Origin of the sequence: Cupriavidus sp. IDO (assembly GCF_000812465.1) — a bacterium.
In the GTDB taxonomy this organism is placed as follows: domain Bacteria; phylum Pseudomonadota; class Gammaproteobacteria; order Burkholderiales; family Burkholderiaceae; genus Cupriavidus.
This window is the reverse complement of the sequence record NZ_JWMA01000027.1, coordinates 1-18,923: the sequence shown is the minus strand read 5'-3', so window position 1 is coordinate 18,923 and position 18,923 is coordinate 1. Positions and strand designations below refer to the sequence as shown.

General features: G+C 66.3%; 19 protein-coding genes and 1 pseudogene. 12 read left to right on the top strand and 8 right to left on the bottom strand.

What is annotated here, in order from left to right; translation table 11 throughout:
* A complete protein-coding gene (locus RM96_RS08490; RefSeq protein WP_039009700.1) occupies positions 1-858 on the top strand; it encodes a DMT family transporter in 858 nt (285 codons plus the stop codon).
* A 757-nt stretch (positions 859-1,615) separates the two neighbouring features.
* On the opposite strand, the gene RM96_RS08485 is transcribed toward RM96_RS08490, so the two are convergent.
* A complete protein-coding gene (locus RM96_RS08485) occupies positions 1,616-2,380 on the bottom strand; it encodes a DUF899 domain-containing protein (protein ID WP_039009698.1) in 765 nt (254 codons plus the stop codon).
* An 88-nt stretch (positions 2,381-2,468) separates the two neighbouring features.
* Here RM96_RS08485 and RM96_RS08480 point away from each other — a divergent pair, with 88 nt between their 5' ends.
* Positions 2,469-3,689, top strand: a complete 1,221-nt coding sequence (locus RM96_RS08480; protein ID WP_039009696.1) for a hypothetical protein — start codon at positions 2,469-2,471, stop codon at positions 3,687-3,689.
* 35 nt (positions 3,690-3,724) lie between these two features.
* Positions 3,725-4,411 carry a Vgb family protein gene (locus RM96_RS08475; RefSeq protein WP_039009897.1) on the top strand — a complete coding sequence of 229 codons (687 nt, stop codon included), beginning with the start codon at positions 3,725-3,727 and terminating at the stop codon, positions 4,409-4,411.
* A 56-nt stretch (positions 4,412-4,467) separates the two neighbouring features.
* Here RM96_RS08475 and RM96_RS08470 read toward each other — a convergent pair whose 3' ends face one another.
* Positions 4,468-5,307, bottom strand: coding sequence for an amidohydrolase family protein (locus tag RM96_RS08470; protein ID WP_039009694.1), 840 nt, complete (start codon positions 5,305-5,307; stop codon positions 4,468-4,470).
* Between the two features lie 100 nt (positions 5,308-5,407).
* On the opposite strand from RM96_RS08470, the gene RM96_RS08465 reads away from it, so the two are divergent.
* From RM96_RS08465 to RM96_RS08455, 3 genes are read left to right on the top strand one after another with little or no spacing between them, the layout of a single operon-like run.
* A complete protein-coding gene (locus RM96_RS08465) occupies positions 5,408-6,160 on the top strand; it encodes a GntR family transcriptional regulator (RefSeq protein ID WP_039009691.1) in 753 nt (250 codons plus the stop codon).
* 28 nt (positions 6,161-6,188) lie between these two features.
* A complete protein-coding gene (locus RM96_RS08460) occupies positions 6,189-7,172 on the top strand; it encodes a tripartite tricarboxylate transporter substrate binding protein (protein ID WP_039009688.1) in 984 nt (327 codons plus the stop codon).
* 50 nt (positions 7,173-7,222) lie between these two features.
* Positions 7,223-8,212, top strand: coding sequence for a Bug family tripartite tricarboxylate transporter substrate binding protein (locus RM96_RS08455; RefSeq protein WP_039009686.1), 990 nt, complete (start codon positions 7,223-7,225; stop codon positions 8,210-8,212).
* 13 nt (positions 8,213-8,225) lie between these two features.
* Here the strand turns inward: RM96_RS08455 and RM96_RS08450 are convergent, their stop codons facing one another.
* The gene (locus RM96_RS08450; protein ID WP_193752415.1) at positions 8,226-8,789 is read right to left on the bottom strand and encodes a flavin reductase family protein; all 564 of its coding nucleotides are present in this window, start codon (positions 8,787-8,789) and stop codon (positions 8,226-8,228) included.
* A complete protein-coding gene (locus RM96_RS08445) occupies positions 8,786-9,964 on the bottom strand; it encodes an acyl-CoA dehydrogenase family protein (protein WP_039009683.1) in 1,179 nt (392 codons plus the stop codon). Before RM96_RS08445 ends, RM96_RS08450 begins: the two co-directional genes overlap by 4 nt.
* Positions 9,965-10,111: 147 nt before the next feature.
* Here RM96_RS08445 and RM96_RS08440 point away from each other — a divergent pair, with 147 nt between their 5' ends.
* Positions 10,112-11,140 (top strand): AraC family transcriptional regulator, encoded by a 1,029-nt coding sequence (locus RM96_RS08440; RefSeq protein WP_039009681.1) that lies wholly within the window; start codon positions 10,112-10,114, stop codon positions 11,138-11,140.
* A gap of 67 nt (positions 11,141-11,207) precedes the next feature.
* Here RM96_RS08440 and RM96_RS08435 read toward each other — a convergent pair whose 3' ends face one another.
* Positions 11,208-11,351 (bottom strand): entericidin A/B family lipoprotein, encoded by a 144-nt coding sequence (locus tag RM96_RS08435; RefSeq protein WP_039009679.1) that lies wholly within the window; start codon positions 11,349-11,351, stop codon positions 11,208-11,210.
* A gap of 530 nt (positions 11,352-11,881) precedes the next feature.
* Here RM96_RS08435 and RM96_RS08430 point away from each other — a divergent pair.
* The 3 genes from RM96_RS08430 to RM96_RS08420 all read left to right on the top strand — a co-directional run bounded on the left by RM96_RS08430 (position 11,882) and on the right by RM96_RS08420 (position 15,217).
* A complete protein-coding gene (locus RM96_RS08430) occupies positions 11,882-12,082 on the top strand; it encodes a hypothetical protein (protein ID WP_039009676.1) in 201 nt (66 codons plus the stop codon).
* A gap of 156 nt (positions 12,083-12,238) precedes the next feature.
* Complete coding sequence (locus RM96_RS08425; protein ID WP_039009674.1) at positions 12,239-12,607, top strand: hypothetical protein; 369 nt, start codon at positions 12,239-12,241, stop codon at positions 12,605-12,607.
* A gap of 408 nt (positions 12,608-13,015) precedes the next feature.
* On the top strand, positions 13,016-15,217 hold the full coding sequence (locus tag RM96_RS08420; RefSeq protein WP_238587162.1) for a VTT domain-containing protein: 2,202 nt from the start codon (positions 13,016-13,018) through the stop codon (positions 15,215-15,217).
* On the opposite strand, the gene RM96_RS08415 is transcribed toward RM96_RS08420, so the two are convergent.
* Positions 15,214-15,696, bottom strand: a complete 483-nt coding sequence (locus RM96_RS08415; protein WP_039009671.1) for a DUF1579 domain-containing protein — start codon at positions 15,694-15,696, stop codon at positions 15,214-15,216. The two genes, RM96_RS08420 and RM96_RS08415, sit on opposite strands and share 4 nt — an antisense overlap.
* Before the next feature lie 174 nt (positions 15,697-15,870).
* Positions 15,871-16,158, bottom strand: coding sequence for an H-NS family nucleoid-associated regulatory protein (locus RM96_RS08410; RefSeq protein ID WP_039009669.1), 288 nt, complete (start codon positions 16,156-16,158; stop codon positions 15,871-15,873).
* 379 nt (positions 16,159-16,537) lie between these two features.
* On the opposite strand from RM96_RS08410, the gene RM96_RS08405 reads away from it, so the two are divergent.
* Both RM96_RS08405 and RM96_RS08400 read left to right on the top strand, forming a co-directional pair.
* Positions 16,538-17,713: a methyl-accepting chemotaxis protein gene (locus tag RM96_RS08405; protein ID WP_039009667.1), complete on the top strand. Its 1,176-nt coding sequence runs from the start codon at positions 16,538-16,540 to the stop codon at positions 17,711-17,713.
* A gap of 149 nt (positions 17,714-17,862) precedes the next feature.
* Entirely contained in the window at positions 17,863-18,063 is a 201-nt protein-coding gene (locus RM96_RS08400) for a hypothetical protein (protein ID WP_039009666.1), read from the top strand.
* Between the two features lie 224 nt (positions 18,064-18,287).
* Here the strand turns inward: RM96_RS08400 and RM96_RS39885 are convergent.
* Positions 18,288-18,687 (bottom strand): annotated as a pseudogene (locus RM96_RS39885) (MarR family winged helix-turn-helix transcriptional regulator); the annotation flags it as partial.
* Positions 18,688-18,923: the final 236 nt, after the last annotated feature.

The window sequence follows — 18,923 nt, the reverse complement described above, 5'->3', positions numbered from 1 at the left end:
ATGTTGCGTGCGCGCATTGCCTTGCTGACGGCGCTGACAATGCTCGCCTTTGCCGGCAATTCGCTCTTGTGCCGGCTGGCGTTAAAGGGCACCGCCATCGACGCGGCAAGCTTCACGCTCGCCAGGGTCGCGTCGGCCGCTGGCGTGCTGTGGGTAATCGGGCTGGCAAGGCGCAGGCTTCGCAGCCCTGGCATGCAGCGCGGCACCGGCGGGAGCTGGTATTCGGCGCTGGCGCTGTTCGCCTATGCGGCCGCGTTCTCCTATGCCTATATCCGCCTGCCGGCCGGCACCGGCGCCCTGCTGCTGTTCGGCGCGGTGCAGGCAACCATGATCGGCTACGGCCTGTACGCGGGCGAACGCCTGCAGGGGCAGCAGTGGCTGGGGCTGATGCTGGCGCTGGCCGGGCTGGTGTGGCTGGTGCTGCCCGGACTTGCGGCGCCGCCGCTGGTCTCTTCGCTGCTCATGATCGCGGCCGGCATCGCCTGGGGCGTGTATTCCCTGCGCGGCAAAGGGGCGTCTGATGCCACCATGACCACCGCCGGCAATTTCCTGCGGGCCGTGCCATTTGCGATTGCGCTCAGTCTGCTGATGCTGTCGCAGCGCTCTCCGGACAGTGCCGGACTCGGCTACGCGCTGCTGTCCGGCGCGCTGACGTCCGGGATTGGCTATGTGATCTGGTATGCCGTGGTGCAGCATCTGAAAGCCGCCACCGCCGCGAGCGTGCAACTGAGCGTGCCGGTCATCACCGCGGCGGGCGGCATCGTGCTGCTGGGCGAATCACTGACCTTGCGGCTGGTGGCCAGCTCCGCCGCGGTGCTTGGCGGCATTGCGCTGGTGATTGCCGGAAAGGCGCGGTAACAGGCCTTTATCCGGCTGAAATGACTGACTGTGCGCAATCCGGCCGATCGCGCGAATTTGCGAAGCGCCCGACTCCTATAATCGGTGCAACGAGAGGTATGGCATCGGGTCCGAGGCGACCGGGCAAGTCGGTCCGACACCGCTCTAGCAAGCTCTACTGGAGGGCTCTGACATGGTGTCCCTGCGAGTACGACACTGCCTCTGCATCGCACTGGCGCTCGGCATCTGGCCGCCGTTGGCCTGGTCCGCGTGCCCGGATTGCCAATATGAGAAGTGCGGCATGTTCGGGGTCGGATGCAAGTGTGTGCCAAGACCCGGTTGCACGATCCCCGCGCCAATTACCGGGATCACACCGAAAAGCAGTTCCCCGGATTCTGCGCCTGCCGACACGCCGGTGCCGCCACCGCCGCAGGTTCAACAGCCGCCTGACCAGCCTGGTCACGAAAACTCCATGCCTCCCGCCAAAGCTGCAGCGAAGGGGGCCTCGCCCGACGGCGGTTCCGTCGCATCATATGTCTGCACCGGAAATGGTCCGCATCGCACGGTGACGGTCTCCTCAACCGGAAGGCGATGTGAAGCTGTCTACAGGACCGGAGGCGGTGCCCCGCAGGTCATCTGGCGCTCCAGCAATGACCCGGGAATTTGCGCTTCCAAGGCGGCTGCATTCGTCGCGCGCCTCAGAAGCTCGAACATCAGGTGCACTGCCCGCTAGCGTGCGCCGGAGCAGCGCATCCGCCCGCCGCCCCGATGGCACGCCTTAGCGCTTGTCGTACTCGTCGTGCCGGCGCCACCACACGCCGCTCTCGTTGCGCCCCCTTGGGGCGCGGTCGAGCCACTGGTACATGCCCCAGAGTCCATCCAGCCCGCGCGCATAGGTGGAATAGGTGTGATAGACCACGCCGTCCTCGAGCACGAACGCACTCATGCCCGGCCGGTCGCGCGTGTATGTGGGCGCGTCGGTGCCGCAGGCAGCCGCGAACTGGGCGACCGGCTCCGGGACCTGTGCCTGTTCCATCGCGTGGCCGCCACGCTGGTAGTTGTATTCGACGCTGCCCTCGCGCTGTTGCGCCTCGGTAATCGAGACATTGAAGTCGAAATTGAAGTCGCTGTCGAGCGAGGACGCCCAGGGGAACGTCCAGCCCATCCGCCGCTTGTATGCCTGCAGCTTCGCGAGCGGCGCGCGCGACACCGCCAGGAGCATGACGTCGTGGTTCGCCAGGTGGATGGCAAAGCCGTCGAAGCCATCGGCGATCGCCGAGCAGGACGGGCACCCCGCCTTGTAATCGGGGCCGAACATGAAGTGGTAGACAAGCAGTTGCGAGCGGCCCCCGAAAAGGTCCGCCAGCGAGGCACTTCCTTCATCGGTCTCGAAGCGGTAGTCCTTGTCGACGCGGACCCACGGCAGCGCCTGGCGTTGCCGTGCCAGCTCGTCGCTGCGCCGCGTCAGTTCTTTTTCCGCCTTGAGCAGATCGAGCCGCGCCGCCAGCCATTCTTCACGTGTTCCGGTGCTATGTGTGGTCATCGTTCGTCCCTCCATTGGGTGGGTAACTCATGTGCTAGATTAGGCCCCGGCTTCGAACGGTGGGAGTGACAAGTGTGGCGGGATTCGGATGGACTCACTCATTACAGCTGCGGCACGCGCACTCGCCGCGGGTGATCCGCTTGGCGCACTGAACCGGGTCGCCTTGCGCGAAGACGCGCCAGCGCTCGCACTTCGCGGCATCGCGATGGCGCAGCTCGGCGATCTTGTCCGGGCGAAGGCACTGGTGCGAAGCGCGGCGCGTGCCTTCGGCCCGAAAGAGGCCGTGGCCCGCGCGCGGTGCGTCGTTGCCGAGGCCGAGATTGCGCTCGTCTCGCGCGAGCTCGGCTGGCCTGCGAAGGCGCTCGACGCAGCACGAGCCACGCTGGAAGCGCATGGCGACCAGGTCAACGCTGCCTATGCCCGCTATCTCGAAATCCGGCGCCTCCTGTTGATCGGCCACCTCGACGAGGCCGAACGTACGCTCGCCACGCTCGATCCCGCGCCCCTCCCGCCCGCATCGAGGGCCGCTCACGAGCTGGTCGTTGCGGGCATCGCGATGCGACGCCTGCAGACAAAGACCGCGCGCGCGGCGCTCGCCCGGGCCGGGCAGGCCGCGCACCACGCAGCGATCCCCGCGCTGACCGCAGAGGTCGCAAGCGCCGCCCTTGCCCTGAATACGCCGGCAGCGCGCCTGATCACGCGTGGCGAGGAGCGAAGCCTCCAGCTTGATGAAGTGGAAGCGTTGCTGGCGTCGAAGTCGCTCGTGGTGGACGCGTGCCGTTATGCCGTGCGTGAAGGACGCACCGTGGTCTCGCTCGCCAGGCGTCCCGTGTTGTTCGCACTTGCCCGTGCGCTGGGCGAGGCGTGGCCCGCGGACGTGGCGAGGGATACGCTCATCGCGTGCGCTTTCCGGGCAAGGCACGCCGACGAATCGCATCGCGCGCGCTTGCGGGTCGAAATCGGGCGGCTTCGCTCGATGCTTGGCACGCTGGCCGACGTCAGTGCGACCGGGCGCGGGTTCACGCTGGTGCCGCGCGGTGCGCGCGACGTGGTGGTGCTGGCGCGCCCGGTCGAAGAGAAGCATGCGGCGGTACTCGCCTTCCTTTCCGATGGCGAGTCGTGGGCGAGCTCGGCCCTGGCGCTGGCACTTGGCGCCAGCCAGCGCACCGTGCAGCGCGCACTCGATTCGCTGGCGTCCGCGGGCAAGGTCCAGTGGGTCGGGCACGGGCGGGCGCGTCGCTGGATGACCCCGCCTGTGCCGGGATTCGCGACAACCTTGTTACTCCCCGCTCCGCTATTGGTTGATTAGGATGCAATCCACCATTGATTGAACAGGATGCCACCATGAAACGATCAGCCGCAGAAATCCTCCGCGAATATGGCCCCTTCCCGGGCGTCGACAACGTGCATGGGCTCACCTATGACGGCCAGCAAGTCTGGTTTGCAACCGGAGACAAACTGAACGCCCTCGACCCGGCAAGCGGGCGGGTTTTGCGCTCGATCGACGTTGCCGCCCACGCCGGCACGGCTTTCGACGGCCAGCACCTGTTCCAGATCGCCGAGGCTCGCATCCAGAAGATCGACCCGAAGACCGGCCGCGTGCTCGCCACGATCCCGGCGCCCGGCGGCGGCGGTGATTCGGGGCTCGCGTGGGCCGAAGGGACGCTCTGGGTAGGCGAGTATCAGGCACGCAAAATTCATCAGATCGACCCCGAAACCGGGGCGATTCTTCGCACCATCGAGTCCAACCGCTTCGTCACCGGCGTGAGCTGGGTCGACGGCGAGCTATGGCACGGCACCTGGGAAGCCGACCAGAGCGAACTGCGGCGGATCGATCCCCGCACGGGAGCCGTCATCGAGAAGCTGGAGATGCCGCCGGGCGTTGGCGTGTCCGGGCTCGAGTCCGATGGCGGCGATCAGTTCTTCTGCGGAGGCGGTAGCAGCGGCAAGGTGAGAGCCGTTCGCCGCCCCGGGCGAGGCACCGCGACCGGCGGCGACGCCGGGATCTCCGCCGAAGCTAAAGGCAAGTAATCAACGTGGCCGATGGGCGAGGTTTGCTCTCGCCCGTATTGCCCGCAACGAACCTCTCAGGGTCGAAGGGCGAATCCGTACAGCGCGACCGCATTCGCCCATCGCAGCGCATCGCCCAGCGTTCCGCCTTGTGCCGGCCCCGCGCCCGCCCAGCTGCAGAGCGCCCTGCATTCGTCCGCCCGGACAGGCGATTCATGGTTGGTCCACGGCCAGTCGCTGCCCCACAGCAGCTTGTCCTCGCCAACCACGTCGCGCCACCTTTGCGCCAGGATCGGCCAGCTTTGCGGATCGACGAGCCGGTACGGCGCACTGATCTTTACCCATACCAGACGGCGCTCGCGCGTCGCCCTGACAACGTCGAAGACGGGGTCCGCGACACCCGCTGCGCCCGGCCTGCCGAAGTGGTCCAGCACGACCGGAACTTCATGATCGCCCAGTGCGGCGTCAAGCTGGGACAACACGGCACTGCCGTCGCCATTGCTGGTATGGAGCTCCACGTGCCAGCCAAGCGCCGCAATTCTTGAGAAGAGCCTGCGCCATGGCACCGTGGCAATGCGCTGCCAATGCGGATCGCCGTACAGGTTCAGGCGGATGCCCCGCACGCCGGCGGCCTGCAACAGGGCCAGTTCATGGTCGGGAACGTCCGGATCCACCACCGCGACGCCTTTCAGGCGCCCTGGCATGGCACGCAACGCGGCAACCAGCGCGGCGTTGTCCGTACCAAGAAAGCTGGTCTGCACCACCACGCCATAGGGGTCCCCCAGCCGCGCGAGAAGCTTGTGCCATTCCTGCAATTCCGCTGCATAGGGCGGCCGATAGCGGGCCGACGGCGAGGCCGGCCCGGCATCGAAGACATGGAAGTGGCAGTCCACCAACGGCAATGCGCCTTTACTCATGAGTCAGCCCTTCTGCGGCGCGGGTAATCCCGAATATGGAATTCCGGCCCTCGTCAGTATTCTAGTCCTCTAGAGGACACAAATTTAGCACGAGCTCCGGATGCGAGACAACGATTTGTTCCAGATGACAGCTGTCGCCGCTGGCGTGAGTCGCTATGGGCAGATTGCGGCCCAATTGCAGGCAAAGATCGTATCAGGCGAGTGGCCGCCCGGAGACGCGATACCGGCGGAAGGCACCCTTGCGAAGGAGTTTGGCATTGCGCTGGGAACAATCCGCCAGGCCATTGCCGTGCTGGTGCAGGAAGGCCTGCTGGAACGCGTGCAGGGAAAGGGAACCTTCGTCCGCAAGGGGCTGACCGGGGCAAGCCTGATGCGGTTCTTCCGCTTCGGCCGGGAGGGCAATGACGAGCGGGTGGTTCCGCGCTCGGAGATCCTCTCCTGCCGCGCGGTGCGGCTGGACAAGGCGATGGCCGCCAGGTTCGGCCTGCCGGCCGGCGCACGCGGCCTGGCCATTGCCCGCCGCCGCTGGCTGGACGACAAACCCCGGCTCCTCGAATCCATCTGGCTGCCGCTGCCACGCTGCGAGGCACTGCAGCAGATCCCTGTTGCGGAATGGGGCGACCTGCTCTATCCGCTGCTTGGCCGCCGGTGCGGCATCACGGTTCACCGCGCCGTCGACGAGGTGACGTTCCGCACGCTGGCAGCGGACGAGGCCGGCCTGCTCGAACTGCCCGACGCGCATCCGTGCGCCGTCGTGACACGACACGCATTCGACCTGCGGGGCAGCTGCATCGAGTACCGGCTGACAAGGGGAGATGCCTTCGCCTTTCGCTATACCGCGGACATTCGATAAGCCGTTCCGCACCCAAGGAGACAGATTCATGCATTCACCCAAGGTGATGGCCGTCGCGATCGGCGCCACCGTCCTGCTGCAATCCTCGCTGGTGCAGGCTGCCGACGCTTCCCCGGCGTGGCCGACTCGCCCCATCACGATCGTGGTCACGTATCCCCCCGGCGGCGGCGCCGATCTCATGGCGCGACTGATTGCGCCCGGCCTTGGCCGCGAACTCGGCCAGACGGTCATCGTGGAAAACCGGCCCGGCGCCGGCGGACAGATCGGGGCCGCGTATGTCGCGAAGGCAGCGCCGGACGGATACACCCTGATGGTGGATGCCTCATCCTATGCCGTGAATCCGAGCCTCTATCCACGGCTGCCCTACGATCCGGGCAAGGCCTTCAGGCCGGTCAGCGTGCTGGCGCGCTATCCCAATGTACTGGTGGCCACGGCGAGCTTCCCCGCGAGCAAGGTCAGCGACGTGCTTGCCATGGCGAAGCAGAAGCCCGGATCGATCGCGTTCGCCTCCTCCGGCAACGGGTCCGCCCAGCATCTGGCAGGCGTGCTGTTCGAGCAGCGAGCCGGCGTGGATCTGCTGCACGTGCCGTACAAGGGCGGTGGCCCCGCCATGACCGATGTCATTGCCGGGCAGGTGCCGCTGTTCTTTGCCAACGTCGCATCGAGCCTGCAGCACATCAAGGCCGGCAAGCTCAAGCCGCTGGCGGTGACCAGCCCCACCCGCACCAGCGCACTGCCCGGCGTGCCCACCATGCAGGAAGCCGGCGTGGCCGGCTACGAAGTCTACGAATGGAATGCCGCGTTCCTGCCGGCGGCGACGCCGGAACCCATTGCCAGCAAGCTCTCGGACGCCCTGCAGAAGGTCATGACCAGCCCTGAGATCCGGCAGCGCGTGACCGAACTGGGTGGCGAGGTGGTAGCCGCGCCGCCCGCCGAAGCCCGTCACTTCATCGAAGCACAGACAAAACTCTGGGCCAGGGTCATCAAGGACGGCAACGTCAAGCCTGAATGACGACCGTTACGCCCGCATCGACATCAACACAATGCCTTCCGGAGACCTGCATGACCAAGATTGATCCCATCCGCCGCCATCTGCTCAAGTCCACTGCTGCGCTGGGTGCCTGCGCACTGGCACCATCGCTGGCCAGCGCCCAGGCGTGGCCGAGCAAGCCGATCCGCCTGGTGGTGCCTTTTGCGCCGGGTGGCAGCTCGGAAATCGTCGCCCGCTCGACCGCGGCGGAGCTGACCAGGCTGCTCGGCGTGTCGGTATTCGTGGAGAACAAGCCTGGCGGGGCAGGCAATATCGCGATGGGTGAAGTCGCGCGTGCGGACGACAATCACACGCTGATCCTTGGCCATATCGGAACGCTGGCAGTCAATCCCTACATCTTTCCGAAGCTGCCCTACGACCCCAACAAGGACTTCCGCGCGATTTCCCTGCTGTCCAAGGTGCCCAGCCTGTATGTCGTCCACCCCGACGTGCCGGCGAAGAACCTCAAGGAATTCGTGGCGCTTGCCAGGAGCAAGCCCGGAAAGCTGAACTATGGCTCCGCGGGCAACGGCAGTGCCGGCCATCTGGCTTTCGAGTACCTCAAGGCCGCCACTGGCACCTACATTACGCATGTGCCGTATCGCGGCAGCGGTCCGCAGATCACCGACCTGCTGTCCGGCAGGCTGGATGCTGCCGCTGTCGGCGCGCCGGCCATCATCCAGTTCATCAAGGCGGGCAAGGTGCGCTGCATCGCGACGGGCACTGCGCAGCGCATCCCGCAGTTGCCGGACGTGCCCACCGTGGCCGAACAAGGCTATGCCGGCTTCGAAATGACGCAATGGTACGGCCTGCTCGCCCCGGCATCGCTGCCGCAAGCTGCGACCGACAGGCTCGCGGACGCCACGGCGAAAGCCATGAAGAGTCCGGCGTCGGTCGAGCGCCTGAGCGCCGATGCCGCGCTTGTCGTTGGCAATACGCCGGCGGAGTTCACCCGCTTCATCGCGCAGGAGCAGCAGCGGTGGAAGCCCATCATTGCACGGGCTTCCATCAAGCCAGATTGATCTTCCTGGCGGATCAGCGGAACCCGCCGCCATGGAACACCAGCGGCACGCCTGCGGACGAGCGGTAGTAAACCACCTCGGCGATAAACAGCACGTGGTCGCCCACCACGCGCACGGACCGGTGGCGGCAGATGAAGTACGCCAGCGCACCCGCAATCAAGGTCGTGCCGCACGGCCCCGCGCGACACTCAGTGCCGGCAAAGCGGTCGATGCCGCCGGTGGCAAACCGCCGGCACACGGCTTCCTGCGTGCTTGCCAGCACGTTGATGGCGTGGCACGGCGCCGCGCAAAACGACGGAAGGCTGGCTGAGGTCCGCGCAAGACTCCACACCATCAGCGGCGGTGCGAGCGACACCGAGGCAAGCGAACTGATGGTGACGCCAACCGGCTTCCCCTCGACGCCGCCCGCCGTGACCACGGTGACACCGGTCGCAAACTGCCCGAGCGCATCACGGAACGCGCGCTGCCCCGGCGGCGTGCCGCCATCCGCATCGACGGTGCCGTAAGCGCTCTCGTCATACTCGCTGTCGTTGCTGGCTTCGGTCGCAAACGACAGGGATGCCAGCGCCGGCATCATTGCGCGGCGGGCCGCACGTCTCCGGGCGGCGCGTCGATATCCAGTCCGAGTGCCATGCGGCCGGCATATTCCAGCTGCGCACCGGCCTGCAAGGGATGGAAGCGCGCACCCTGCGCATCGCGGAAGCGCCGCTCCAGCCCGGCATCGCGATAGAAACCGGCACCGCCGGCGAGCTCCAATGCCGTATCCACGGTGGCCAGCACCGCGCGGGCGGCCAGCGCGCGGCCGCTCATGATGCGGTTGGTGGTGACGGCGCCCGGCGCCTGGCTGGCCGCTGCGGCGAACATGGCGTCGAGCGCGAGGCGCGCGGCCTCCACTTCGTTCTCGATGCTGCCAGCGAGTTCAACCGCGTGCGCGGACAGGCGGCGCTTCCTGGCCAGCGCCAGCGCGATATCGCGAGCCGACTCTGCAATGCCGACATAGACCGAGTAGATCAGCGGCAAGGCAATCATCGCCACCGTATGCATCATCGGATGCCAGACGCCTTGCGGGCGGCGCGCGGCGATCGAGGTGTCGGGCACCAGCACGCCATCGAGCTGCACGTCGTGCGAGCCCGTGCCGCGCATGCCCAGCGTGCGCCAGGTCGGGAGGATGCGCACACCCGGGGTCTTCATCGGCACGGCGAAGTGCAGCACCGTGGGGCCTGCCTGCGGGTCCTCGTACACGGCCGTGGTCATGAACAGGTCGGCTACCGGCGCACCGCTGGCGAAGACTTTGCGGGCGTCGATACGGAAGCCGCCATCCACACGGGTCGCCGTACCGCTGCCATGCAGCCAGTCGGAGCCGCCGCTGCCCAGCAACACGATCTGCTCGGCAGCCACGCGCTTGAGCAGGCCGTCGACGGGTGCCTTCTGGTTGCGCCAGCGCCAGGTTGCAGTGGCCACCGGGTGCGTGTGCATGGCGAACGCCAGCGCGGTGGATCCGCAATACTTGCCTAGCTCGCGCAGTACCGCGCCAAGCTCTTCGTGCGACAACCCCGCACCGCCGAGTTCCTGCGGCACCGCCGCGGCAAAGAACCGCTGCGCTCGCAGGTCCGCATAGTTCGCGTTGACGAACTGCTCCTGTGCGTCGATCTCGGGCGCGCGCACATCAAACACGCGCCCCAGCGAAGCCGCCTGAGCGAGCCAGTCAGCCTGCGCACCCGCGCTGGCATCCGGTGCGGTAATCATTTCCATGGCCTGGTCTCCTGTCGATACACAGAGGGTGGCCCCGCCGTTGTCCGGCATGGGGCACGGTGCTAGTATCGATGCCCGGTCCTCCACGTTGATTGATCGGGCGTCCGGCTTTCTTGTGCGAGACGCCGGATTTGGGGAGAAGTGACCATGGATGCTCTGTCCGATCTCCTGCGGGCTGTGCAACTCAGCGGCGCAGTCTTCCTCAACGGTGACTTCAAGGCACCCTGGTGCCTGATCACCGAAGCGGACAGCGGACTGCGCACCGCCTTCCTGCCACGCACCGACCGCGTCGTTTCCTATCACCTCATCACCGAAGGTGCGTGCTGGGCACGGCTGGTCGACGGCAGCGGACCCGGCCTGCGTGTCGAGACCGGCGAGTTGCTGGTCGTGCCCCAGGGCGAGGCACATGTGCTGGGAAGCGATCTCCGCCTGCAGCCCATCCCCTCCGCACCGCTGGTTTCAGACATGCTGGAGAAGAGTCCGGGCGAAGTCATGCACCTTTCCTATGGCGGCCGCGGTGACACCACGCGCATGGTCTGCGGCTTTCTCGGCTTTGACGACACCATGGGCAATCCGCTGCTGACCTCGCTCCCGCGCTTGTTCAAGGTGGGACTGGGCAGCGGCATTGAATCGGCATGGCTGGCAACGGCCCTCGCCTTCGCCACCTCCGAAGCCGCGGAACCGCGCGCCGGTACGGCCACGGTGCTGGCCAAGTTGTCGGAGCTGCTGTTCGTGCAGGCTGTGCGACGGTGCATCGATATGCTGCCGGAGAACGAGCGCGGCTGGCTGGCCGCGCTGCGCGACCGCTATGTCGGACGCGCGCTGGCGCACATGCATGCCCGGCCCGCGTATCCGTGGACCGTGGACGAACTCGCGGGCAATGTGGGCTTGTCACGCTCGGCGCTGGCGCAACGCTTCACCGACCTGCTCGGCCAGCCACCCATGCAGTACCTGGCGCACTGGCGCCTGCGCACCGCCGCCGTCGCATTGCGCAACGGCAGCCGTTCGGTGGGCGAGATTGCGTGCGCCGTCGGCTACGACTCCGAAGCCGCCTTCTGCCGCGCGTTCAAGCGCGAATTCGGCCTGCCGCCGGCCAGCTGGCGCAGGCATCGGCTGGGCGATCCTGAAGCCGCCGGCACGGGCACAGAACCGGCTATGGCTCAAAGAAGCCCATGAAAAAGGGGCCCGCATGGGCCCCTGGCTTGCCGCAACGCCGGCGGCGCCCTGACCGCGCCGCCCGTTGCTACATCTTCTGCTTGGTACTCTCGGCCGCGCCTTGCACCTTCTCGCCGCCGCGCTCGATATCCTTGCCTGCGCCTGCCATGGTATTGCAGCCGGTGACGAGCAACACGCCAGCGAGGGTACACAGTGCCCATAGCTTTCTCATGACGATCTCCTTGCTTCGTGTGGATGCGGCAAGCGCCGCAACGAAATCTTCGGGAAAAGTTCCGGGGCCCGAATCGACGCTTTGATCGTAGCAAGCGGGGCGCGCATGACGCGTCGGCAATCGTCCTACAAAGCTGTCAGCCGAACGAGCGGCATTTCGTCGGTATCCGGGCGACAACGGGCACAGCCGCCTTAGGAACGGCTTCCGCGTAGCGCCTGCGAGACAGTTTGCCCGCCGTTTGCGCGGAGAGCGCCGCAATCGCCACCCCTGCAACGAAATTGCCTGCCAGTCCCTATGTCTTGCATACACTTTATTCGTGTTGCAGGCATCGTCCGCCGGAGGTCCGGAAGTTCCGCAATACATCGTTGCCTGGAATGCGTTGAGTCAGGTCAACGGATTGGCGAAGTCTTCGAAAAGGATTCGGGGCACTGACCAGGCACTGACCATACTGAATGCAGGCAAGGGCCGCGCAATTGCCCTTCAGTCATCCACCTTCAGTCAGCAGACAAACGAGACCTCGGGAATCCACTATGCCGTTCCGCCTCAGGCTACACCCCACCGACATCTACCCCGATCCGATCGAGGCAAAGCTCAGCGAGCTGCGCGAGATTGCGGCGGAAGTGCAGCGCGCGCATGAGCGCAAATGGCGCCGGCACGGAACGCTGCTGCCAGTCAGCCACGAGCATGCGTACGCCAGGTATCCGCTTGGCAACCCGGATACCCGGCACTAGTCTGCGCAGCGTTGGAAAGCAGTACCGCCGCACCGAATGTGAACAAGTGTCATACGGTGTTGGCAAGGCAATTCTGCTGCGGAAGAATGGGCATCACTTTGCGGCTGCTTACTATGGCGGACGCAGCCATCGGCCCAACTTCCTGATGCAGCAGCCATGAATCGAACCACCCGGGATTGCGTAGTACAGCTGGTAACCTGCCTGAGGGTAAAGGGCCCGATGCGCCGCGGCGAGCTGGCCGCCGCCACCCGCCTGACGGCCCCCGAGCTCACCCGGGCCCTGAAGTCGGCACGGCAGATGGGCGTAGTCCATCACCAGCCTCAGCCCGACGGCATCCCTCTCGCCGAAATTCCGCTTGCCCTTACCGGACGTCCGTTGCCGCCTGCGCGGCGCGCGCCGCTGCGCAGCGGCGATACCGCCCTGCGGTTCCAGCCGCTGCTGGATGTGTGGGGCATCACGCGGCCGTCGTCGCGCGCAAAAGCAACTGCGTCGAGCCAGAGCCCGAAGACTGCACTGGATCGCTAGCAGATCAGCGGCAGATTCCCGCCTTTGCGAACGTCTTTGCCCGGCGCATGTGGCCCGACGCATCCGACCTCACCGACATCTCGCTCATCGAGCACGGCCACTTCCGGCCGCCGAATCAACAGCAGCGTCGGGTCAGACGCGCCTCAGAGGCTGTGGCATGGGTTCGTGCAGTCAAACCCTTGCCGGTTGCGCTCCAGGTCCATCGGATGAAGTGGGAAGTGACTATTGCAAAGGCTGTAAAGCGAGCACATCCAAACCTCGGTCAGCAACGAGACCGCCGCCCATGAAAATAAGACGATGACCGACGATCCAAGATTTTGATCAATCTTTTGGTTAGTTAATGCCAGCCGCTGAACGGCACGAATGTTGCGCCCTGCCTCTACTGGATAAGCATCCGGAGAGCCAGAAATGGCGCAACATGGCATGGCCGGCTTCCGGCAACGCGCAGACCATCCTGACCGCCAGGGCGGCGGGCGGCCCGGTTCGGACCCGATCCTCCTGCCCTGGCGCAACTGCTGGTGGGTAGAGCCGTGCAACCGCTTCGCCATGCTGGTCGACGGCGAAGCCTATTTCAGCGCACTGCGCCGGGCGCTGGCCCGCGCGCAGCGCTCGATATTCATCTTCGGCTGGGATATCGACAGCCGCATGGTGCTCGTGCCCGAGGGAGCGGACGACGGCTACCCACCCGGCCTGCGCGGCTTTCTCAATGCGCTTGTCAGCCAGCGCCCGGCCCTGCGCATCTATGTCCTGAGCTGGGACTATGCGATGGTCTTTGCGCTCGAACGAGAATGGCTGCCCTCGGCAACTTCGCACTGGCAGGCGCATCGGCGCCTGTCGTTCCGGCTCGACGGCAATCATCCGCCCGGCGCCTCGCACCACCAGAAAGTGGTGGTGATCGACCACCGGCTCGCCTTTGCCGGCGGCATGGACCTGACCCGCGCCCGCTGGGACAACAGCCTGCACAGCGCCATCGAGCCGCTGCGCCATGACCCCGACGGCAAGGCCTATCCGCCTGTGCACGACGTGCAATGCGCGGTCGACGGCGCTGCCGCCGCGGCACTGGGCGAACTGGCCGCCTCACGCTGGCTCCATGCCACCGGCCGCAAGCCGCGCGCAACAGCAACGGTAGCGTCAGACCCGTGGCCGCCCGAGATGGTGCCGGACGTCACCGACGTGCCGGTCGGCATTGCCCGCACCATCCCGGCTGTCGATGACACGCCCGCCGTCAGCGAGATCCGCGCGCTGCACCTGGACGCCATCGCCGCAGCCCGCCAGAGCCTCTACCTCGAGAACCAGTACTTCAGCTCGGGCCTGATCGCCGATGCGCTCGCCGCCTGGCTTGCCCAGGACACCGGCCCCGATATCGCGCTGGTATCGCGGCGCTCCGAAAGCGGCTGGCTGGAAGAACACAGCATGGGCGTGCTGCGCGCCCGGCTGTACCGCCAGTTGCGCGGCGCCGATTCACGCAACCGGTTCCGTCTCTACTGCCCGCATGTGCCGCAACTGGGCGGCGACTGTGTCAATGTCCACAGCAAGGTCATGTTCGTGGACGACAGCCTGCTTACCGTCGGCTCGGCCAACCTCAGCAACCGCTCGATGGGCCTGGATACCGAATGCAACCTGGTCATCGAGTCGCGCGGCAGCGACCGCATCGAGGCATCTATCCGGGCGATGCGCGCGCGCCTTCTCAGCGAGCATCTGGACGTATCGCCAACCGCGATCGACGCGGCACTGGCGCAGACCGGCAGCCTGCACGCGGCCATCCGGTCGCTACATCGGCCCGGCGGACGCACGCTGGAAGAATTCGTGCCGGAACTGCCGGACGAGGTGGATGCGGCGGCGCCCGCGGCCGGGCTACTGGATCCGATCGAACCGATCGATACCGGCCAGGTCGTTGCCGAACTCGTCAGCCATGAGGCTCGCCCGCGCGTGGCGGGACGGATCGGCATGCTGGTGCTGCTGGCCATCGCACTGGCGTGCCTGGCCTTCGCGTGGCGCTATACCCCGCCGCGCGAATGGGCCGACTTCCGCGCCCTGCTCTCGCTGGTCGAGCGCGTGGACGACATGCCGCTGGCGCCGCTCGCGATGATGGGTGCCTATCTGGCCGGTGCGCTGCTGATGGTGCCGGTCACCGTGCTGATCGTGGTGACTGTGGTTGTCTTCGGCCCGCTCTATGGCGGGACGCTGGCCCTGTGCGGCGCCGTCCTGAGCGCGGCGGCCGGCCACACCGCGGGCCGCCTGCTGGGCCGCGATGCGGTGCGCCGCTTCGGCGGGCATCGGCTGAACCGGCTCAGCCAGCAGGTCGGCACGCATGGCGTGCTCGCCATGGTGGTACTGCGGCTGGTGCCGCTGGCGCCCTTTACGCTGGTCAACCTGGTGGTGGGCGCTTCGCGCATCAGTCTGCGCGACTGCCTGCTCGGGACGGCCATCGGCATGCTGCCCGGCATCGTCCTCTCGGCGTCGCTGGTGGACCGGATCGCGGCGGCGGCGCGCAATCCGGGCTTGGCGACCTTTGCGCTGCTTGGCCTCGTCCTGCTGCTGCCGGTGGCAGCGTTGTTAACGCTCAGGCGCAGGCAGCGCCGCCGAAGCCATGCTGCCGTCCAGTCCTAGCGCCTGCGCCGGTAACTGGCAGTCATGAACTCGTTCCACTCGCCGTTCTCGCCCTGCATGCAGGAGGTCAGCACACGATGGTTGTCGTCCTTGAAAGTGATGACGTCCCGGTAGTTCGCCATCCTGCCGCTGCCGCTGCAATCGGGGCCTTCGGCACGCAGCGTCAGCTGCTTTCCGCTGGCATCGAGGTCGCCTTCATAGATCCACAGGTGGGTCATCATCGAGCCGATGAAAGTGCCGACAAAATGCTTGCGCGCCGGGTCGTAGCCCAGCGTCATCACCGTGGTGGACGGGCCGCAGCCCGGCATGTCGCCCTCGATCACGCATTGCACCCAGACATCCCCCACGGCGCTCACGCGTTCCATCAGCTGCCACTTTTGCGGCGCCTGGCCGGGTTCCATGGAAGCTTCGCCTTCCGAGATCCATTCCCCCAGCAGTCGTTGCAGCCAGCGGTGCTCCTTGTGTGCTTCGGTCTTCATTCGGCGTCTCCTGTCGATCACGCAATGGTTGACCCCAGCCTCGCACCCCGCCTTTGTGGATGCTGTACACAAAGCCTAGCAAATGAAATGGACAACGTCCACATTTAATCGCCAGCGAGGACGTTGCAGTGCGGCGGCAGCCGGAGAAAACCGGCTGCTGACGGAAGATACGCCCTATTCGACGCGATAGAAATCGATTGACTGCCCGGCATTCACCGCGCGCTGGAGCCAGTCCGGATATTCGCCGGTGCCGTCCCAGCTCTGGCCCAGTGCGTTGCGGTAGAGCACGCTGCCGTTGGTCGCCCGGGGCGCCGCGCCGCCCTTGACGGCTGGCGCGGCGGCAGGCGCCGGCTTGTCAAAACACCCGGCCGCGACCAGATCGTCGAGCGTCAGGGCATAGCGATCCATTTGCTCGCGGACCCAGGCGGCCGCGGCCAGTTTGGCTGAATCAGACTCAGACATGACTTTCGAGAGAGGCCCGCTGCGAATGCGGCAGGCAATGGAAAACCGGCGCGATGAAAACCGGCGGCCGGTCCGTTTGCCAAGATTCTACAGCGTTTGCCGGGCGCACCGGCCGGCAGCGTCTTGCCGAGGGGTGGCAGATGCGTCTTCCCTTCGCCTGCGCATTGCCGCAGGTCCAGCGTCCCGCCCCCCCGGATATGCCGCACACGAAATCCTAAAGCCTGCGCCCACGCTGCCGTTAACTAGGCGCTGGCCGGCGAAATATAACCAGACAGGCAAACGGCCCAGGCTCCGCCCTGGCATGCCCGAGACGTTGCCTTTCAGCCAGTACAAGGCGGCAGGAAAGCCGCCGTACTTCGGAGTGGAAACGGGAGGAAACATGGGGAACCTGGGGATTCGCGTACGTCTGGGCGCCGCCTTTGGCGTGATGCTGCTGCTGATGGTATCGGTGATCGCGGTGGCGCTGCCGCGGCTGCACGGCGCGAGTGACGCCGCGGCATCAGACTTTGCTCGCGATCTGATCATGGCGTTGGGCGTCGCGGCACTGTTCGTCGCGGTGGCGGCAACCTGGGGCCTTGCGCGCAGCATCGAGGCGCCGCTGGCGGAAGCTGTCTACATTGCCGAAACCGTGGCCGCGGGCGACCTGAGCCAGGAGTTCGAAACCGAGCGCGGCGGCGAATTCGGCCGACTGCTGGGCGGCATGGGCGAAATGGAAGACATGCTCACCGACCTGGTGACGCGCATCAAGACCGCCACTGATTCCATCAGCGAAGCGTCTTGCCAGATCGCCGCCGGCAACACTGACCTGTCGCAGCGCACGGAGGAGCAGGCGGCGGCGCTGGAGGAGACGGCATCGAGCATGAGCGAGCTGACGTCGATGGTCAGGCAGAACACCGAGCGTGCCCGCGCCGCCAACGGCCTGGCGGAATCGGCATCGGGCATCGCCGCGCGCGGCGGGGAAGTGGTAGGCAGCGTGGTGGTCACGATGTCAGCGATCAGCGCGAGCTCGCGCAAGATCACGGACATCATCGAAGTGATCGAGGGCATCGCCTTCCAGACCAACATCCTGGCCCTGAATGCTGCCGTGGAGGCCGCGCGCGCCGGCGAACAGGGCCGGGGCTTTGCCGTGGTGGCCGGCGAAGTCCGCACGCTCGCACAACGCAGCGCGGCGGCTGCCAAGGAAATCAAGCTGCTGATCGACGATTCGGTACAGCATGTGGACAGCGGCTCCGCCCTGGTGGGACAAGCCGGCGAGACGATGCAGGAAATCGTCCAGGCCGTCGGCCGCGTGACCAGCCTGCTGGGCGAAATCGCCGAGGCCTCGGAGCAGCAGAGCGCTGGCATCGCGCAAGTCGACGAGGCAGTGGCGCAGATGGACACCGTGACGCAGCAGAATGCGGGGCTGGTGGAGCAAGCCGCGGCTGCATCGAACGCGTTGGCGGGCCAGGCGATCGAACTGCAACGCGTGGTCGGCGAGTTCAAGCTGGACGCCGCGCCGGAGCCCGCCACACCGCAGGCCCGTGGCGCATTCCGCCCGCAGGCCGTCGTAGCCTGACGGCCTTGCGCTGATAACGGAACAGGGAGAGACCCCGGACTGCGGATGACAGCTTTGTCATGCCGCAGTCATGTTGCCGTGACGGATGCCTTCGTAGACTGCATGCACGGTCGGTCATCCAGACCGCCATGCAACCGGAGATCCCAGTCATGCAAACGATCAAGCAAGCCCTGCTGGCCACCGCCATGGCCGCCACCCTGGCCGGCCTGGCCGGCGCCGCCAACGCCGCGCCACGCACGCCCGACCCGTTCAGCGATGGCGCGCACAGCGCAACCGGCACGCGCAGCGCGTTCACCGACGGCAGCCACAGCGTGACCGACAAGCGCGACCCGTTCACCGACGGGGCTTAGCGTCACTTCGCACCTGGAGCCGAAAGCCGCCGCCTGGGGTCGCCCCGGCAGCGCCGCGGCTCCCGATGCGCCGGGAGCGAGCGCACTGCCCGGGCCCGCCCTTTTGAATCTGCCCGGCGCTATCGCTTCCTTCCACCCGCCTTTATGTCATGACGTGAGCGGTCTTCATGCTTCACGCCAGGCTTCCCCGACACTTCCCAACGCGGGGCCTTCGACAGGGCCGAGACATTGAAGATCGCCCGAAGCGATTTCAGCTCTGCCTTGTGCAGCGTTGCAAGACGGACCAGGCAGCCCTCTCCGCGCGGGCGAAGATGAACTTCCACGCAGCGATGGTCGTGCGCGCTTTGCCGGCGCTCTACCAGTCCGGCTTCCTCGCAGCGGGAAACCAACGCGACAACACCATTTAGCGCTGCCTGCAGGCGTGCCGCCAGCTCCCCCGACCGTCGCCCAGTCCCGCCCCGGAAATCCCTTGATGTGCAGGAGCAGAAGGTATTGCAATGGCGTGATGCCTTCGACTCTTATCGCCTCTTCGGAGAAACGCAGGAAGCGATGAAGCTGGTGACGAAACTCCGACAGCTCCTCGAAACTTCGTTTTGTTACAGCGCGAGAGCTTGCTGAGGTCATGGTGTGAACGGATGCCTGGCTCGGACATGTCCTCCTAGTTTATGCATCCGAAGCAAAAATTTGGTTCTTCGTCGATTTGCGGGGCTGGGGTTGGTGATGTGCCTGAGGGTGGTGGCTGCGGTTTGGCGTTGTCGATGGTCGACGGCCCCAGGTTTCGCCCCTGAAGGGGCGACCTACTTATATGAACGCGCCCCGGTTTGCAAGGTAAGACGAACATGCTGGCTTGAGCAGGACTG

Coding starts and splice junctions, on each gene's coding strand:
- RM96_RS08490 (WP_039009700.1), top strand. CDS start 1: ATGTTGCGTGCGCGCATTGCCTTGCTGACGGCGCTGACAATGCTCGCC.
- RM96_RS08485 (WP_039009698.1), bottom strand. CDS start 2,380: ATGACCACACATAGCACCGGAACACGTGAAGAATGGCTGGCGGCGCGG.
- RM96_RS08480 (WP_039009696.1), top strand. CDS start 2,469: ATGGACTCACTCATTACAGCTGCGGCACGCGCACTCGCCGCGGGTGAT.
- RM96_RS08475 (WP_039009897.1), top strand. CDS start 3,725: ATGAAACGATCAGCCGCAGAAATCCTCCGCGAATATGGCCCCTTCCCG.
- RM96_RS08470 (WP_039009694.1), bottom strand. CDS start 5,307: ATGAGTAAAGGCGCATTGCCGTTGGTGGACTGCCACTTCCATGTCTTC.
- RM96_RS08465 (WP_039009691.1), top strand. CDS start 5,408: ATGCGAGACAACGATTTGTTCCAGATGACAGCTGTCGCCGCTGGCGTG.
- RM96_RS08460 (WP_039009688.1), top strand. CDS start 6,189: ATGCATTCACCCAAGGTGATGGCCGTCGCGATCGGCGCCACCGTCCTG.
- RM96_RS08455 (WP_039009686.1), top strand. CDS start 7,223: ATGACCAAGATTGATCCCATCCGCCGCCATCTGCTCAAGTCCACTGCT.
- RM96_RS08450 (WP_193752415.1), bottom strand. CDS start 8,789: ATGATGCCGGCGCTGGCATCCCTGTCGTTTGCGACCGAAGCCAGCAAC.
- RM96_RS08445 (WP_039009683.1), bottom strand. CDS start 9,964: ATGGAAATGATTACCGCACCGGATGCCAGCGCGGGTGCGCAGGCTGAC.
- RM96_RS08440 (WP_039009681.1), top strand. CDS start 10,112: ATGGATGCTCTGTCCGATCTCCTGCGGGCTGTGCAACTCAGCGGCGCA.
- RM96_RS08435 (WP_039009679.1), bottom strand. CDS start 11,351: ATGAGAAAGCTATGGGCACTGTGTACCCTCGCTGGCGTGTTGCTCGTC.
- RM96_RS08430 (WP_039009676.1), top strand. CDS start 11,882: ATGCCGTTCCGCCTCAGGCTACACCCCACCGACATCTACCCCGATCCG.
- RM96_RS08425 (WP_039009674.1), top strand. CDS start 12,239: ATGAATCGAACCACCCGGGATTGCGTAGTACAGCTGGTAACCTGCCTG.
- RM96_RS08420 (WP_238587162.1), top strand. CDS start 13,016: ATGGCGCAACATGGCATGGCCGGCTTCCGGCAACGCGCAGACCATCCT.
- RM96_RS08415 (WP_039009671.1), bottom strand. CDS start 15,696: ATGAAGACCGAAGCACACAAGGAGCACCGCTGGCTGCAACGACTGCTG.
- RM96_RS08410 (WP_039009669.1), bottom strand. CDS start 16,158: ATGTCTGAGTCTGATTCAGCCAAACTGGCCGCGGCCGCCTGGGTCCGC.
- RM96_RS08405 (WP_039009667.1), top strand. CDS start 16,538: ATGGGGAACCTGGGGATTCGCGTACGTCTGGGCGCCGCCTTTGGCGTG.
- RM96_RS08400 (WP_039009666.1), top strand. CDS start 17,863: ATGCAAACGATCAAGCAAGCCCTGCTGGCCACCGCCATGGCCGCCACC.